At 70.2% G+C, this 14,112-nt stretch carries 15 protein-coding genes; 8 read left to right on the forward strand and 7 right to left on the reverse strand.

The genetic code is table 11. From position 1 onward, the window contains the following. Window positions 1-19: 19 nt before the first annotated feature. A complete protein-coding gene (locus tag NS4_RS09045; protein ID WP_084487043.1) occupies window positions 20-781 on the reverse strand; it encodes an ankyrin repeat domain-containing protein in 762 nt (253 codons plus the stop codon). 152 nt (window positions 782-933) lie between these two features. Here NS4_RS09045 and NS4_RS09050 point away from each other — a divergent pair, with 152 nt between their 5' ends. From NS4_RS09050 to NS4_RS09060, 3 genes are read left to right on the forward strand one after another with little or no spacing between them, the layout of a single operon-like run. Next, window positions 934-1,749 carry a nucleotidyltransferase domain-containing protein gene (locus NS4_RS09050; protein ID WP_174552078.1) on the forward strand — a complete coding sequence of 272 codons (816 nt, stop codon included), beginning with the start codon at window positions 934-936 and terminating at the stop codon, window positions 1,747-1,749. Window positions 1,750-1,798: 49 nt separating this feature from the next. Further along, window positions 1,799-2,143 (forward strand): ArsR/SmtB family transcription factor, encoded by a 345-nt coding sequence (locus NS4_RS09055; protein WP_063059072.1) that lies wholly within the window; start codon window positions 1,799-1,801, stop codon window positions 2,141-2,143. Next, a complete protein-coding gene (locus tag NS4_RS09060) occupies window positions 2,140-2,685 on the forward strand; it encodes an SRPBCC domain-containing protein (protein ID WP_063059073.1) in 546 nt (181 codons plus the stop codon). Before NS4_RS09055 ends, NS4_RS09060 begins: the two co-directional genes overlap by 4 nt. A 36-nt stretch (window positions 2,686-2,721) precedes the next feature. On the opposite strand, the gene NS4_RS09065 is transcribed toward NS4_RS09060, so the two are convergent. Continuing rightward, a complete protein-coding gene (locus NS4_RS09065; RefSeq protein ID WP_063059074.1) occupies window positions 2,722-3,717 on the reverse strand; it encodes a zinc-binding dehydrogenase in 996 nt (331 codons plus the stop codon). A 178-nt stretch (window positions 3,718-3,895) separates the two neighbouring features. Here NS4_RS09065 and NS4_RS09070 point away from each other — a divergent pair, with 178 nt between their 5' ends. Both NS4_RS09070 and NS4_RS09075 read left to right on the forward strand, forming a co-directional pair. Continuing rightward, a complete protein-coding gene (locus NS4_RS09070; protein WP_063059075.1) occupies window positions 3,896-4,942 on the forward strand; it encodes an NAD-dependent epimerase/dehydratase family protein in 1,047 nt (348 codons plus the stop codon). Between the two features lie 227 nt (window positions 4,943-5,169). Continuing rightward, entirely contained in the window at window positions 5,170-6,123 is a 954-nt protein-coding gene (locus NS4_RS09075) for a dipeptidase (protein ID WP_245665203.1), read from the forward strand. A 47-nt stretch (window positions 6,124-6,170) separates the two neighbouring features. Here NS4_RS09075 and NS4_RS09080 read toward each other — a convergent pair whose 3' ends face one another. Genes NS4_RS09080 through NS4_RS09090 form a run of 3 tightly spaced genes read right to left on the reverse strand, consistent with a single transcriptional unit; the run spans window position 6,171 to window position 9,265 of the window. Then, window positions 6,171-7,079: a polysaccharide deacetylase family protein gene (locus NS4_RS09080; RefSeq protein WP_063059077.1), complete on the reverse strand. Its 909-nt coding sequence runs from the start codon at window positions 7,077-7,079 to the stop codon at window positions 6,171-6,173. Window positions 7,080-7,083: 4 nt separating this feature from the next. Further along, window positions 7,084-7,821 (reverse strand): histidine kinase dimerization/phospho-acceptor domain-containing protein, encoded by a 738-nt coding sequence (locus tag NS4_RS09085; RefSeq protein WP_169811744.1) that lies wholly within the window; start codon window positions 7,819-7,821, stop codon window positions 7,084-7,086. Window positions 7,822-7,840: 19 nt separating this feature from the next. Beyond that, window positions 7,841-9,265 carry a hypothetical protein gene (locus NS4_RS09090; RefSeq protein ID WP_063059079.1) on the reverse strand — a complete coding sequence of 475 codons (1,425 nt, stop codon included), beginning with the start codon at window positions 9,263-9,265 and terminating at the stop codon, window positions 7,841-7,843. Window positions 9,266-9,378: 113 nt separating this feature from the next. On the opposite strand from NS4_RS09090, the gene NS4_RS09095 reads away from it, so the two are divergent. From NS4_RS09095 to NS4_RS09105, 3 genes are all read left to right on the forward strand, one after another. Further along, window positions 9,379-10,050: a glycosyltransferase family 2 protein gene (locus tag NS4_RS09095; RefSeq protein ID WP_063059080.1), complete on the forward strand. Its 672-nt coding sequence runs from the start codon at window positions 9,379-9,381 to the stop codon at window positions 10,048-10,050. Between the two features lie 62 nt (window positions 10,051-10,112). Continuing rightward, the gene (locus NS4_RS09100; protein WP_063059081.1) at window positions 10,113-10,781 is read left to right on the forward strand and encodes a TIGR04282 family arsenosugar biosynthesis glycosyltransferase; all 669 of its coding nucleotides are present in this window, start codon (window positions 10,113-10,115) and stop codon (window positions 10,779-10,781) included. Continuing rightward, window positions 10,778-11,422: a methyltransferase domain-containing protein gene (locus tag NS4_RS09105; protein ID WP_063059082.1), complete on the forward strand. Its 645-nt coding sequence runs from the start codon at window positions 10,778-10,780 to the stop codon at window positions 11,420-11,422. Before NS4_RS09100 ends, NS4_RS09105 begins: the two co-directional genes overlap by 4 nt. 13 nt (window positions 11,423-11,435) lie before the next feature. Here the strand turns inward: NS4_RS09105 and NS4_RS09110 are convergent, their stop codons facing one another. Further along, the gene (locus NS4_RS09110) at window positions 11,436-11,933 is read right to left on the reverse strand and encodes a nucleoside deaminase (RefSeq protein ID WP_063059167.1); all 498 of its coding nucleotides are present in this window, start codon (window positions 11,931-11,933) and stop codon (window positions 11,436-11,438) included. 312 nt (window positions 11,934-12,245) lie between these two features. Next, on the reverse strand, window positions 12,246-14,036 hold the full coding sequence (locus tag NS4_RS09115) for a cutinase family protein (RefSeq protein WP_063059083.1): 1,791 nt from the start codon (window positions 14,034-14,036) through the stop codon (window positions 12,246-12,248). Window positions 14,037-14,112 lie beyond the last annotated feature (76 nt).

Below are 14,112 nucleotides of genomic sequence, written 5' to 3' on the forward strand. Positions count from 1 at the left end.
GAGGAGGCGCCCGGGGAGATCACCCCGGGTCGATAGATCCGTGCCGGTCGCCGAGGGCACCGAGCAGTTCGGCGATCGCCGCGTGCCCGTCCTGCATCGATGTCTCCCCGCCCTGGCCCGGCTCCCCGTAACGCAGTGTGATCACGTCGGTGCCGTCCCCCGCGGGATGGCGGTGCACGGTGTACTCGCGATCGGGCCGGGCCCACTGCCGCGCGAGCAGTCCCACCAGGTCGGCGGACATGAGGTCGGTCGCGATGGCCAGGGGAGTGCGGCCCTGTGTGTCCGCGCGAGCCGGATCCGCGCCGTGGGCCAGCAGTGACCGCACGATCCCAGAGCGGCCCCCTTGGGCGGCGATCGTCAGCGGGGTGCCCGCGATATTCGGGTCGGCTCCCGCTGCCAGCAGAAGTTCCACTGTCTCGCGGTGCCCGTTGCGGACCGCCCACAGCAGCGGCGGTGTTCCCGGCCCGGTCTGTTGTGGATGTGGTGGCTCGGGTGCGTTCGGGTCGGCTCCGGCGGCCAGCAGTGCCGCGACGACACCGGTATGGTTCCAGCACGCGGCGGCGCACAACGGCAGTCCTTCGTCGTCGCCCCCGCCGCAGAGATGTGGATCGGCGCCGTGTGCCAGCAGCAGGCGTACCGCTTCGGTGGCGCCCTGTACCGCTGCTCGGTAAAGGGGAGTGGTTCCGTATTCGTCCGGCTCGTCGGGGTCCGCCCCGGCTTCCAGCAGTTCTCGCACGCGCCCCGTGCCCGCCGACGAGACGGCCGCTACAAGATCTGTCACGTATCCATTAGAGCCGGTGGGTCAACCGGATATCGCGGCTCGGGTCGGCCCGGGCATCGCGCCGGCCGCGGGCGGCGACGGTTTAGCCTGGGCGGTATGACCGATCGACGCCGAGGAGTGTTCCGCGTAACCGGACGCTTCCCGCACCACCTGTGACCGGCTCCGGCGCTTCCCGGACGATCCCGGCCGAGGTAAGGCCGTATCTGGCCGAGCTGGTCCGGCGGACCCGCGCCGTCTACGGCGATCGGCTCCTCAGTGTGTTCGCGGTGGGGTCCCTGGCGCTCGGGGACTACCGGCACGGTCGCAGCGATATCGATATCACGGTGGTCGTGGCCCCCGACGGGCCCGAGCGGCTGGTCCACGACCTTGCCGAAGTGCTGGCCCACCCCGCGTTCGATTGCCCTGCCGCCGGACTGGAGCTGGTGGTCTACGACGCGGATTTCGCGGCGTCGGGGGCGCCGGAAGCCGGCTATCTGCTGAACCTGAACACCGGCCCGCTGCTGCCCGCGGTCGCGGATTTCGAAGCCGCCGGGGCGCCGGCGTTCTGGTATGTCATCGATCGCGCGGTCGCCCACCAGAGCGGGCTACCGCTGTTCGGGCGGCCGGTGCGCGAGGTTCTCGCCGCCCCGCGCCGGTTCGATCTGCTCGCCGCGGTGGCGGCCTCGGTCGACGAGCACGCGTCCGGGGCCGGGCACCTCACCGACAATCGGGTGCTCAACGGCTGCCGGGCCGTGTACTTCTGCCGTACCGGCCATTGGGTGGCCAAACGGGAAGCCGGGCGGGCGATGGTCGCGGCCGGGGACGGTTTCGGTGGGCTGGTGGGCGAGGCGCTGCGCAGTTTCGAGCGGCCTCGGGAGCGGTCGGCGGAGCTGCCCGCGGCGCAGGTCGGTGAATTCTCGGCCTGGGCGGGCCGGACGGTGGCCGCGACTGTACGGCGCGAGGTCGCCGGAAGGTCCGCCCACCGCTGAAGTCCATTATGCCTTGACAGGAATATTCCCCGAGCGATATATATTTCGGGTGGTACGCGATGTCTTCGAGGTACTGGCCGACCCCACCCGGCGGCGGATTCTCGATCTACTGCGCGACGGTGAGCGCACCGTCGGTGAGCTGGTGGGTGCGCTCGGCACGGCCCAGCCCAATGTGTCGAAACATCTGCGCATGCTCGACGCGGCGGCGCTGGTGCGCGTGCGAGTGGACGGTCCGCGCCGGCACTACGGTCTCGCGCCCGGCCGGCTGCGGGAGATCGATATGTGGCTGGCGCCGTTCCGGGAGATCTGGGCCGATCGCCTCGACGAATTCGAGCGGTATCTGGACACGGTGCCCGACGACGAAGGACCCGACGAACCCAGAGGAGTGAAATGACCGACGCGACCCGGCGTCTCGGTGAAGTCCTGCGCGACGGCGATCGCATGGGCACCCGCTACGAACGCACCCTGGCGCATCCACCGGAGAAGGTCTGGCGGGCGCTCACCGAATCCGAGCATCTACGGCACTGGTTCCCCGCGGACATCATCGGTGAGCGCCGTTCGGGTGCCGAGGTGCGGTTCCGCTTCTGGCCGGAGGCGGTCGAGCGGGCAGGTGATGAACTGACCGAAGCAGGGATCGCACCGGAGGATCCGGTACTGCCGGGTCGTATCCTGACCTGGGAACCACCGCGGCTTTTCGAATTCCTCTGGGACGACGAGCATCTGCTGTTCGAGATCGTGCCCGACGGTGCCGGGTCCCGGTTGCTGTGCACGGTCTGGTTCGGTACCCCGGGGCCGCACGGGGTATCGGGGACCGCCGCCGGATACCACGTCTGCCTGGACGCGCTGGTGGAATCGCTCGATACCGGCGCGAGTGGCGCGCCGGACCGGGCGCTGATCCTCGCGCTCGAGCGCCGATACGCCGAGGTCATCGGCTGAATCGGCGACGATCGCAGGCTATTTGGCGGCGGAGTGTCAGACCCGCAGCATGGTGCGGCCGAGTGCGGAGCGGTTCTCGATGGCGGCGTGGGCCGCGGCGGCATCGGCGAGCGGGAAGGTCTGTCCGATGACGACCTCGAGTTGCTCGGTGGCGAGCAACTCGAGTATCCGGCCGGCGTAGCGGGCCCGGCCGTCGTTGCCGGTGTTCAGGTCGTACAGGCTCAGGACCTCGACCCCTCGCCCACGAGCGCTTTCGGCTTCCGTGCCGGCGAATTCGCCGGCTGCTGCCCCGTATCCGATGAAGAGGCCACCGCCGGGCACGATCCGCAGCGCCGCATCGCCCGGGTCGCCGCCCGCGCCGTCGAATACCACATCGGGCCCGCGGCCGCCGGTCGCGGCCAGGGCTCGATCCGTCCAGCCGGCCTCGGAGTAATCGATCGCGGTCTCGGCCCCCAGCCGCCGGGCGAGCGCGAGTTTGGCCTCCCCACGGGCGGCGGCGATCACCTGTGCTCCCGCCCGGTGGGCGAGCTGGGTGAGAAGCGTGCCGAGACCACCGGCGGCGGCCGTGACCAGCACCCGCTGCCCTGGCCGGATACCGGCGCGCTCGAAGGCCGCGAGCGCGGTATGGCCGTCGTGGACCACCGCCGTCGCTCGGTCGACACTCACGCCGTCCGGTATCCGGTTCAATTGCTCGGCAGCGGCGAGCGCCTGTTCGGCGTAGCCGCCGATGGGCAGACCGCCACCGATGCCGCTGGCCACGGTCCGTGCGGTCACCCGGGTGCCCAGCAGTGCGGGGTCGACGTCCGATCCCACGGCCGTGACGACCCCGCCGACCGCGCCGCCGGGTACGTAGGGCGGCTGCACGGGGAAGAAATCGGTGCCCCATCCCGACCGCAGCCGGGTATCGAGGAACATCACATCCGCCGCGGCGACGCGTATCAGGACCTGACCGGCTTCCGGTTCCGGGGTCGGCAGCTCGCGCACCTCGAGCACGCTCGGCCCGCCGAATTCCTTTACCTGTACTGCCTGCACGATGCACTCCTCGGGTTCGACAACCGGTGAACTCGATCAGTCTGAAACCTCTAGATAGGTTGAGGTCAAGGGGGCGTCGTGGAGCGGCCGAGCCGAGGCGCGCGGCCGGGAACGACGAAACCGTGACATCCGCGCCCGCCTGCCCGGTCCGGCGCCCGCGGACAGGCAGGATCGGGGTATGCGAGTACTGCTGACCGGCGCGGCCGGATTCATCGGTTCCCATATCCACCCCGCGTTGGCGACCCGCGGCCACGACGTGGTGGCGGTCGACCTGATGCTGCCCGCGGCGCACGGGCCCGGGGCGAAGCCGCCGGAGGGGGTACGGCAGGTGGATGTCCGCGACGCCGCCGGGCTCGACCGGCTGCTCCCCGGGGTCGACGTGGTGTGCCATCAGGCCGCCGTGGTGGGTGCCGGTGTCGATGTCCAGGACGCGCCCGCCTATGCCGGGCACAACGATCTCGGCACCGCGGTACTGCTGGCCGCCATGGACCGTGCCGGGTGCGGCCGGCTGGTCCTGGCTTCCTCGATGGTGGTGTACGGCGAGGGACTCTATCGGGGGCCGGACGGGATCGTGGAAGTGGCGGGGCGCCGGCCCGAAGACCTCGCGGCCGGCCGGTTCGAACACCGTCGTCACGGCGAAGCGCTCACCTGGGCCCCGGTTCCCGAGAACACGCCGTCGCGGCCCCGGAGTCTGTACGCGGCGAGCAAGGTGGCGCAGGAGCACTACGCGACCGCCTGGGCCGCGGCCACCGGCGGTACGGTGACCGCACTGCGCTACCACAACGTCTATGGCCCCGGAATGCCCAGAGACACACCGTATTCCGGTGTCGCGGCGATATTCCGATCGGCGCTGGCGGCAGGTCGGGCACCGCAGGTGTTCGAGGACGGCCGGCAGACGCGGGATTTCGTGCACGTCACCGATATCGCCGCGGCGAATGTGGCCGCTGTCGAGGCCGCGCTGCCCGGGTTCGAGCCGTTGAACATCTGCTCCGGGCATCCGATCACCATCGGTGATGTCGCACGAACCCTGGCGGCGGCCCATGGAGGGCCGGAGCCTGTGGTCACCGGTGCGGTACGATCGGGAGATGTGCGCCATATCGTCGCCGATCCGGCGCGCGCCCGGCAGGTGCTCGGGTTCACCGCGCGTATCGGCCCGGCCGCCGGGCTGGCGGAATTCGCCCGCGCCCCCTTGCGTCCGGTCGCGGCGGGCGCCACGATCGGCTGATGACCGGCCGCGGCGGCGAGCTACTGCGGCAGCTCGGCCGTGGGCCGCTACGCGTAGCGCAGCGGCGCGCACCAGGCAGATGACATGGGTCGAAACGGTGCCGTACAGCGCATCCACGTCCCGATCCTGATGATCAGTAGCATTGCTGATTCGATGCCGATCCAGTTCCAGGAGGTCCCGTGGCAGACAGGCCACGACTGTGGGAACAACACTGTTGCCTGCCCCTGGTGCCGACAGCGGACGTCGCCGAACTGGGGCGTTATCCGCTGGGCTCGTATCTGTCGGTGAACGTCGGATATTCGCCCCAGTCCACCCGGGAAGTGCTGGAACTACTTGATATATTCCGCCGGGAGGCTCTGGCGGATGGTCGATTCCGGCTGGTGAAGAGCTTCGCCGACGCCTGGCCGGAACCGGGGTCGGTGGACGCGAACGAATTCATTGCGCTGGCCTTCGATCTGGAAGACTCCGCCCCGCTCGAGGGCAATCTCGACAATGTCGACATATTCCACGACCTGGGGCTGCGGTCGCTGCTGCCGACCTATAACCAGGCCAACGCCTCAGGTTGTGGATGTCTCGACACCGAGGACACCGGGCTCACGGCCTACGGCCGCGATCTGATCCGTAAGCTGAACGAGTCCGGTGTGTTCGCCGACGGATCGCACTGCTCGGTGCAGACCGGGTTGGACATCGCAGAGATCACGAGCGCGCCGATGATCTACAGCCACTCCAATTTCCGGGCGGTGTGGGAACATCCGCGGAACCTCACCGACGACCAGGCGCGGGCCTGCGCGGCAACCGGCGGTGTGATAGGTATCAACGGCGTGGGAATCTTTCTGGGCCCCAACGGGAAAGACGAACACGCCGAACGCGTAGCTGCCATGGCCGATCACATCGTTTACGGCGTGGAGTTGGTCGGCCTGGACCATATCGGTGTCAGTTCCGACTATTCCTTCGACGCGGACGACTTCAACGATATGCTGGCCGCAAATCCGGAGCTGTTCTCCGAGGAGTACACCCGCCACGGCCAGTTGTGCTGGACCCCACCGGAGGACTTCCTCGGTCTTTCGGACGTACCCGGCTTGCACGACGTGCTGGCCCGGCGCGGCTTCGCCGAGGACGAACTGGCCGCGGTCTTCGGCGGCAACTTCGCGCGCGTGGCCCGGCAGGTGTGGCGGGATTGAATCAACTATGGACGGGGGCAGAATGCTGTTGGGTGACCTACGGGGGCTCAGCGGCCGATGCATTCCGGCCGGTCCGGGCGCTCGAACGGATAGCGCGCGCGGAATTCCGCCGCCGCCTGCGCCATCGTGACGAACTCGACGCCGTCGAAGCCGGCCCAGCGGTCCAGCAGGCGTTCCAGCACGAGCAAAACCTGCGGCCGCCCCGATACGTCGGGATGCAGGGTCACCGGGATGACGGCGTAGTCCAACTCCCGGTACACCCAGTCGAACTGGTCGTTCCACATCTGCTCGATCGCGCGCGGCGCGACGAATCCGTGCGAGTTGGGATGTGCCTTGATGAACATCATCGGCGGCAGGTCGTCGACGTACCAGTTGCCACAGAATTCGACCAGGTCGATCTCGTGTCCGTGCACGAGTGGTTTCATCCAGTGCGCGGCGGGACCGGAGGTGTCGATGGGCGTCCAGGTGTCACCGACGCGGGCGTAGAAGGGCACGAAATCGTTGTAGTTCTGCGAATGGTCGTAGGAGAACCCGTAGTCGGCGAGAATGGACGCGGTGTGCTCGCTCATCTCCCACCACGGCGCGACATAGCCCAGCGGCCGGCGGCCACTGAGTTGTTCGATGAGGTCTACACACTTGGACATGACATCGCGTTCCTGCTGTGGCGTGAGTGCCCGCGGATTCTCGTGGCTGTACCCATGGGCGCCGATCTCGTGTCCCGCCTCGACACACCGGCGTGCCTGCGCGGGAAAGGTCTCGATGGAATGTCCGGGCCAGAACCAGGTGGTCCGGATACCGCGGCGCTCGAACAGCCGCAGCATCCGCGGCACACCGACCTCGCCGGCGAACACGCCCCGTTGCATATCGTTGGGGGAATCCTGGCCGCCGTAGGAACCGAGCCAGCCGGCGCAGGAATCGACATCGATGCCGAGGGCCACCTGAATTTTCTTGTTCATCGGATCAACTCCTTCCGGTGGTCGGTGCCACGCCGTCGTACGGTTGCGGCCGGAACCGCCGGTCGCGTTCCGGGGCCGGCTCGTCGGCGGCGCCGGGACGAGGCTCGGGGGAACCGATTCCGGCGCGATCGGCGGAGGTGCGCTGGGCGGCGTAGATCTCGTCGATGAGTTCGTGCAGGTCCAGCGGTTCGAGGTCGAGCCGCTGGGCGTCCGGCGAGCTCTTCGCTATCTCGGACAGATCGTCGACCATCCGGGACAGCCGCCGGGTCGCCCGGCCGATCCGCTCGGCGTACCGGGCGATATCGGCCGGGTCGGTCGCCGCCCCGTGGTCGAGTGCCGCGGTCACGGCCCGGAGCCCGGCGAGCGGGGTCCGCATGTCGTGGCTCACCCAGGCCAGCAGTGCGCGCCGTGATCGTTCGGCGGCGCGGGCTTGTTCGCGCATTCGATTCTCCAGTGCTCTTTTCCGGGAACATTCCCTGCCCAGTAGTACGGCGGCCGGCACGGTGACCGCACCGACCAGCAGCAATACGATGGCGGTACGCCCGGACTCGGTGGTGGCCCTCAGCCCGTTCGCCCCGGTGATACCGGCCAATGCGGCCAGGGTCGGGATGAGGACCAGCACCGCCGCACTCGCGGTGAGCGAACGGTCGCGGAGCGCGCGCAGGATCAAGGCGCCCGCTGCCACCACCGGCAGTGCGCAGGCCAGTGTGTGGCCGATGATTTCCGGCAGGTCATCGAGCACGAGTATGCACATGGATGCCTCACCAATTCGTCAGCAGCAGATGGACCAGTAGCAGGGCCCCCGTCGCCTGGACGGCGAGCCAGGGGCGAATGTGTCCGCGCGGCAGGAACGCCGTCGCCGCCAGCAGCCACATATCGAACGGCAGCCAGATCCGTTCGGTCTCGGCTTTGCTCAACCCGCTGAGGTCGGCGGCGACGACCGCGCAGACGGCGGCGGCGACCAGCAGCGCGGCCGGATCGAGCGTCCGCAGCCGGGACGGCGCCAGGGTCCGGCTGAGCGCCGCCACCGTCGCGAGCCCGACCGCGCAGACCGTGGCGGCGAGATTGCCCCACCACCAGTACCCGTACGGGCGAGTGGTGGCGATCCCCTGGTAGTAGCGCTCGACCACCAGGTGGTAGCCGTCGAGCCACCAGAATCCGGCGGCCGCGAAACCGGTCACCACGACCAGCGTGCCCACTACGGCGGGCAGCAGCGGCCGGACCGTGCGGGCGCCGAGCAGCACCGCGACGGCCAGCGGTCCCATCAGTATCAGGCCGTAGTTCAGGTAGATCCCGCAGCCGAACAGCACCCCGGCCGCGAACGCGACCGGTATCGCGGTGCGGCGGGCCAGGGGGACAGTGGATCCCGGATCGGGTGGCCGGTCGGTCGCGGGCCTCGGTGAGCTCTCGGCGAGGTGGGTGGATCGCGCGCCCGCGGCGACGGCGAGTAGCGCCACCGCCCACGCCGTGACGCCGGCGAACAGGGCGTCGGCGGACACCGCGATCCAGATGGCCGCCGGCGCGAGTACCAGGAACGGCAGTGCCCGGCGGGCACGGTCCTCGGCGCCCAGGGCGCGCAACGCGACCGCTACCGCGATCGGCGCGCTGCATCCCGCCAGGACACAGACGATTCCCGCCCAGGTGGGCCCGCCCAGGCCGAGCCGGTCGAGCACGACGAAAAACAAGAGCGCGCCGGGCGGATGGCCGGAGACGTGGGTGGTCCACGAATCCGGTTGCCCGTCGAGGATCCGGTCGGCGAACGAGTCGAGCATCGCCGGGATATCGGTGACTCCGGGCACCTCGGCAAGATATTCGTGGCCGTCGGCGAGCCGCGCGGTGAAACCCCGCCGCCAACCGTCCACCAGGGCGAGTGCGAACGCCCACACCACCGCGGTGAGATAGCCGGCGGTGAGCAGCCGCCGCCAGGGGAGTCGACCGGCCAGCGCCGGGCCCCGGGCGACCACGGCCGCCGAGAGGACCAGCGCCGGGAGGCTGCCCCAGCCGATATGCGGCGACCAGTGGCCGAAAATGGGCGCGGCCGCGGCGAAGAGACTGCGCCGCCACGATTCGCTCGCCAGTTGCGGAACGGTGAACGCGACCGCCACCAGCAGCGCCGCGCCCACGGCGCCGAGCAGCTCGCCCCGGAACCGGGTGCGGGGTTCGGCGATCTCGATCAGCTCCGGCACAGAGGCCACCCTAGGCCGGTCCGGTCGGTGGCGGCGCATTCACCAGTGGATTCGGACACGACGTCATGGTTTTGTCACAGTATTTCCGCCGCCGCGGGCTTAGCGTGGCACCCATGCCGACAGAGCACCGCGAACCGGCCGGTGTCACCGTGGTGATCCCGTGCCGCAACGAAGCCGAGGCGTTGCCGGCGGTCCTGGCCGCGCTACCGCCCGGATATCAGCCGATCGTCGTCGACAACGGGTCTACCGACGACACCGCCGCCGTCGCGATCGGATTCGGCGCCCGCGTGATCACCGAACCGCGTCCCGGATACGGGGCCGCGGTGCAGGCCGGTATTGCCGCGGCCCGCACCGAACTGGTCGCCGTCCTCGACGGCGACGGATCGATGGACCCCGGGGAGCTGCCCCGGCTGGTGGCCGAGATCCGCGCCGGCGCCGACCTCGCGGTGGGCCGCCGCCGGCCGGTGAGCGGTGGGGTCTGGCCGTGGCACACCCGGCTCGGCAACCGTGTCGTCGCGGGTCGGCTGCGCCGCCGCTACGGGCTGCCGGTGCACGATATAGGGGCCATGCGCGTCGCGGGCCGGGAGCGGTTGGAATCGCTGGGAAGACTGCACGATCGCTTCGGATATCCCCTGGAATTGCTCGTCCGCGCCGCCGCGGCGCAGTGGGACGTGCGCGAGGTCGATATCAGCTACCGGGCGCGGGCCGGTGGGCGCTCGAAGATATCGGGGACGGCACGGGGATCACTGCGGGCGACCCGTGATTTCCTGGCGGTCCTGCGGTGAACCGGGCTGCCCGGTCACCTGCTCCGGGACCGGACCGCGGCGCTCGCTCCGGTGGCGCGCCGGTGCCGGCGGCATTGCTGGTGGTGGCCAAGGCGCCGGTCGCCGGATATGCCAAGACCCGGCTGACTCCGCCCCTGACACCGGTGCAGGCCGCCCGCCTGGCGGCCGCCGCACTGCTGGACACACTCGACGCGGTGAGCGCCTGCCCGGTCGCCCACCGGGTGGTCGCGTTCACCGGCGACCTGGACGCCGCGGAACTCGGCGGTGAGATAGCGCTGAAAATGACCGATTTCGAGGTGGTTCCCCAGCGTGGCCCGGATTTCGCGGTGCGGCTGGCCAACGCCCACGCCGATACCGCGCGGGCGGGGCTGCCGGTCTTGCAGATCGGTATGGACACACCGCAGCTCGGCCCACGAGTGCTCACCCACGCGGCCCGCACCCTGGCCTCCGGGGCCGAGGCCTTGCTGGGACCCGCCACCGACGGCGGCTGGTGGGGACTGGGGCTGTCCGATCCGCGGGCCGCTCGGCTGCTCACGGAGGTGCCCATGTCCACGGCGGTCACCGGCGACCGCACCCGGGGCGTGCTGGGCGCCCACGGATACCGGGTCGGGATACTGCCCGCCCTCACCGATGTCGATCACTACGCCGACGCCCTGCGGGTCGCCGCCGGCTGTTCCGGGCGATTCGCCGCGGAGGTGGCGGCACTCGGCGCCGCGCGGTCCGGCCGGTGATCGGCCGGTTCGATCCGGCCCTGACCGGCCGCGACTGCTGGATCCGCTCCACCGACGGCGATCGCATCCGGCTGCCGACCCGCCGGTGGCTCGGCGGCGCCCGGATCACCGCCGCCGACCGGCAGGTGGATTCGGCCCTGATCGGGTGTTGTGACGGACCGACGGTCGATCTGGGCTGCGGGCCGGGACGGTTGGTGGCGGCGCTGTGCCGCCGCGGTGTCATCGCGCTCGGCGTCGATGTCTCGCCCACCGCGGTCGCGGTCACCCGGCACCGGGGTGCCCCCGCCGTGGCCCGCGATCTCTTCGGGCCGCTGCCCGGCGACGGCCGGTGGCATTACGCGCTACTGGCCGATGGGAACATCGGTATCGGCGGTGACCCGCATCGTATCCTGCGCCGGGTCGCCGGCCTGCTTCGTCCCGGTGGCCTGGCCGTGGTCGAATTCTCCTGTCCCGGGACGGAAATCGGTGTCCGGCAGATCCGGCTGGAAACCCGCACCGAGGCCGGGGACTGGTTTCCCTGGGCGGAGGCGGGTATCGACCACGCCGCCGGGCTGGCAGGGGAGACCGGGTTCGACCTGCTCACCACGGCCGATATCTCGGGACGCCATATCGCCTGGTTGCGCAGCGGCGCGCACCGCTGAGCCGGACGACGGATCATTGCGCGGCGTGCGCGTCCGGGGCGAAACACCGCTGGTAGAGAGCGCGCATCTGCGGCTCGAACGCGGGAGCCGGGCCCTCGGCGACCACACCGGGCGCCACCTGCGTGATCGGCAGGGCGGCCACCGGTGCCGCCGGAGCGCCCCATTCACGTAACCATGCGGCGAGCTGTCCACTGGATGTGGCGAAAACGATGCGGCCGAGTCCGACCCAGCCGTGGGCGGCCGAACACATCGGGCAGTGTTCGCCCGAGGTGTACACCGTGGCCGTCGCGCGGTCGGCCGGGTCGAGGTGGGCGGCCGCCCAGCGGCAGATCTCGAATTCCGGATGCCGGGTGTTGTCACCGCCGGCCACGCGGTTGCGATCCTCGAACAGCACCTCGCCGGTGGCGGCGACCAGGAGCGACCCGAACGGCTCGTCCCCGGCGGCCAGCGCCTCGCGGGCGAGTTCGACACAGCGGCGCAGGTACTCCATATCGTGCGCGGAAATCGTCATGGCCTCATCTTCGCCGATGACGACAAGCCACAGCAGTAGCGGTGGGCCGGACACCCGGTACCCGGCCCACCGCTATCCGTGCCGACGCCTGGCCACTGTGGTCGAGGGCCGTGCGGCGGATTCCGACCACTGAACGGCGTCCTGCCCGGCCCTATCGTGTGGGACCACGGGTCGGCGCCCGTGGCCCGGCCTGTTGCCCCGGTCAGCGCATCGTGACTGCCGGCTGTCGGCCGCTGGACGGCATCGCACCCTGGGCACGGCCGTGCGCCGAAGGACGGCATCGAACCTCGGGCACGGCCGTGCACAGACCGCTCAGCGCACCGGTACGCCCGTGGTCGTGGTTTCCTGCGGGGTCGTACTCGGGACGGGCGCCTCCGAGCTGTTGTTCACCGCGACCTGCGGAGGCGTGGGACGGGTCGTCGCCACCGGCGGAGTCGTCGCTTCGGGGGTGGCCACGACGGTGGCGGTCTCCGTCGCCTCCGGTGTGGTGACGGGCGGTTCGGTGGTGGTCCCGGTGGCCGGCGGCGCCGTGGTCGTGGGATCGGTCGTGGTGGCCGGGGCGGTGGTGGTCGGGGCGGTGGTGGTCGGCGTACCGGTCGCCGACTGCGTGGTCACCGGGGCGGTCCCGCTCGTCGTCGGTGCGGCCATGGTGCCGGTGGCCGCCGCGCTCGCCGTCGGATCGGTCGTGGTCTGCGCTGCCGCCCGGTAGGCGTCGTCGAGGTCCTCGGCTGTCGGGGCCGACTTCGTGTCCACCGGTTCGCCGGCCTGCGCCTGCTTCGCCAGATGGGTGAGCCAGGCCGCCGCGTATTCGGCAGAGGTGAGTGTCTTACCGTTGCCCGGATCGGCATCGCGCCAGTAGTCGAAGTGGTGACCGGTGGCGTTGGGACCGAGTGTGAGGTTGTAGGGGTCGGACAGGATCACCGGGATCGTGTTCTGATTGGTGACGATCAGGCCCACGATCTCGTTGAGGACCTTCTGCGGCAGATAGGCGAGCGGGGACATCTGATCGGTCGAGATGGAATCGGCCGGGGTCGCCGGTGCGGTGGTCACACCGGGTTCGTAGGCCGGGTCCGAGACCCGCAGCAATACCTCGAGAAAGGTTTCGTCGGTGGCCATCCAGTTGGGCTGCGACTGGATATCGGCCAGTGCCAGCAGCGTGACCCGGCTGAGGACCACCGCGACATCCTGCCCGGTGGCAGGGTTGAGGCCCTCGCGTTCGAGAGCGTCGACGTTCATCTGCCGTGCCACATTGACCACCAATTGCAGCAGCGCGATATTGTCCGGCGCCGCGCAGGTGAGGTCGCCGTCGGAGCAGAAGGAGGCGATCTTGCCGTTCAGCGCGCCGAAATCGCCGCTGGTCCCGGCCACCGCGCCCTGACCGGGGACGGGTGTGCCGCCGTTCTGGTAGAGCTGATCGAAATTATCCGGGTTGCCGTACGGGTTCTGGGCGCCGGGGAACGGCCCGTCGCCCGCCGTGCGGCCGGAATCGGCGAGGATGACCACACCGGTGACCTTGCCGGGGTCGACGATGGCGTAGCCGCCGTCCTGCTGCTCCTGATGACCGATCTCCATCGCCACCCGCCGGACCACATCGGCACCCTCGCTGTATCCCACGATCGCGAACTGGGTATCCGGGCAGGCCTGGGCGATCTCCCGCATCACCTGCTGGGTGTTGGCGACACCGGTGGTGACGGCGTCCTCGTAGGTGGCCATGTTCGCGGGGTAGGCGATGTAGACGGCGGCATACGAGCCGGGATCCACATCATCGGCGGGCGCGTTGACCACCGGGTCGACCCATTCGCTGCTGTGGTCGCCCGACAGCGCCGCGGGCAGCGGGTTGCCGTTGGCGTCCACCAGCAGTTTCGTGGTGCCCTCGGCCGGGGTGTCGCCACGGCCGGCGACCGAGATGGTGACCATATCGTGGCATTCGGTGACCGACGCCTTCAGTTGCGTATCGGCGTGCTGGGCCGGTGCGGTCACCGAGTAGGCCGCCGCCACCGCCGCCGCCACGCCGAGACCGGCGGGGGCCGCGATCGCCGCGGCGAGCCGGTGTTGTGCCAGGTAGGTGCGGGCGCGCACCAGGTGATCACTTCGGAAAGCCATGTCCCGAGCTCCATTCGACTGCTGGTAAATGGACGGACAGGCCCCCCGACGGGCCATTGCGTCACCGGAGAAGTCG

It is taken from the genome of Nocardia sienata NBRC 100364, assembly GCF_001613205.1.
In the GTDB taxonomy this organism is placed as follows: Bacteria; Actinomycetota; Actinomycetes; order Mycobacteriales; family Mycobacteriaceae; genus Nocardia; species Nocardia sienata.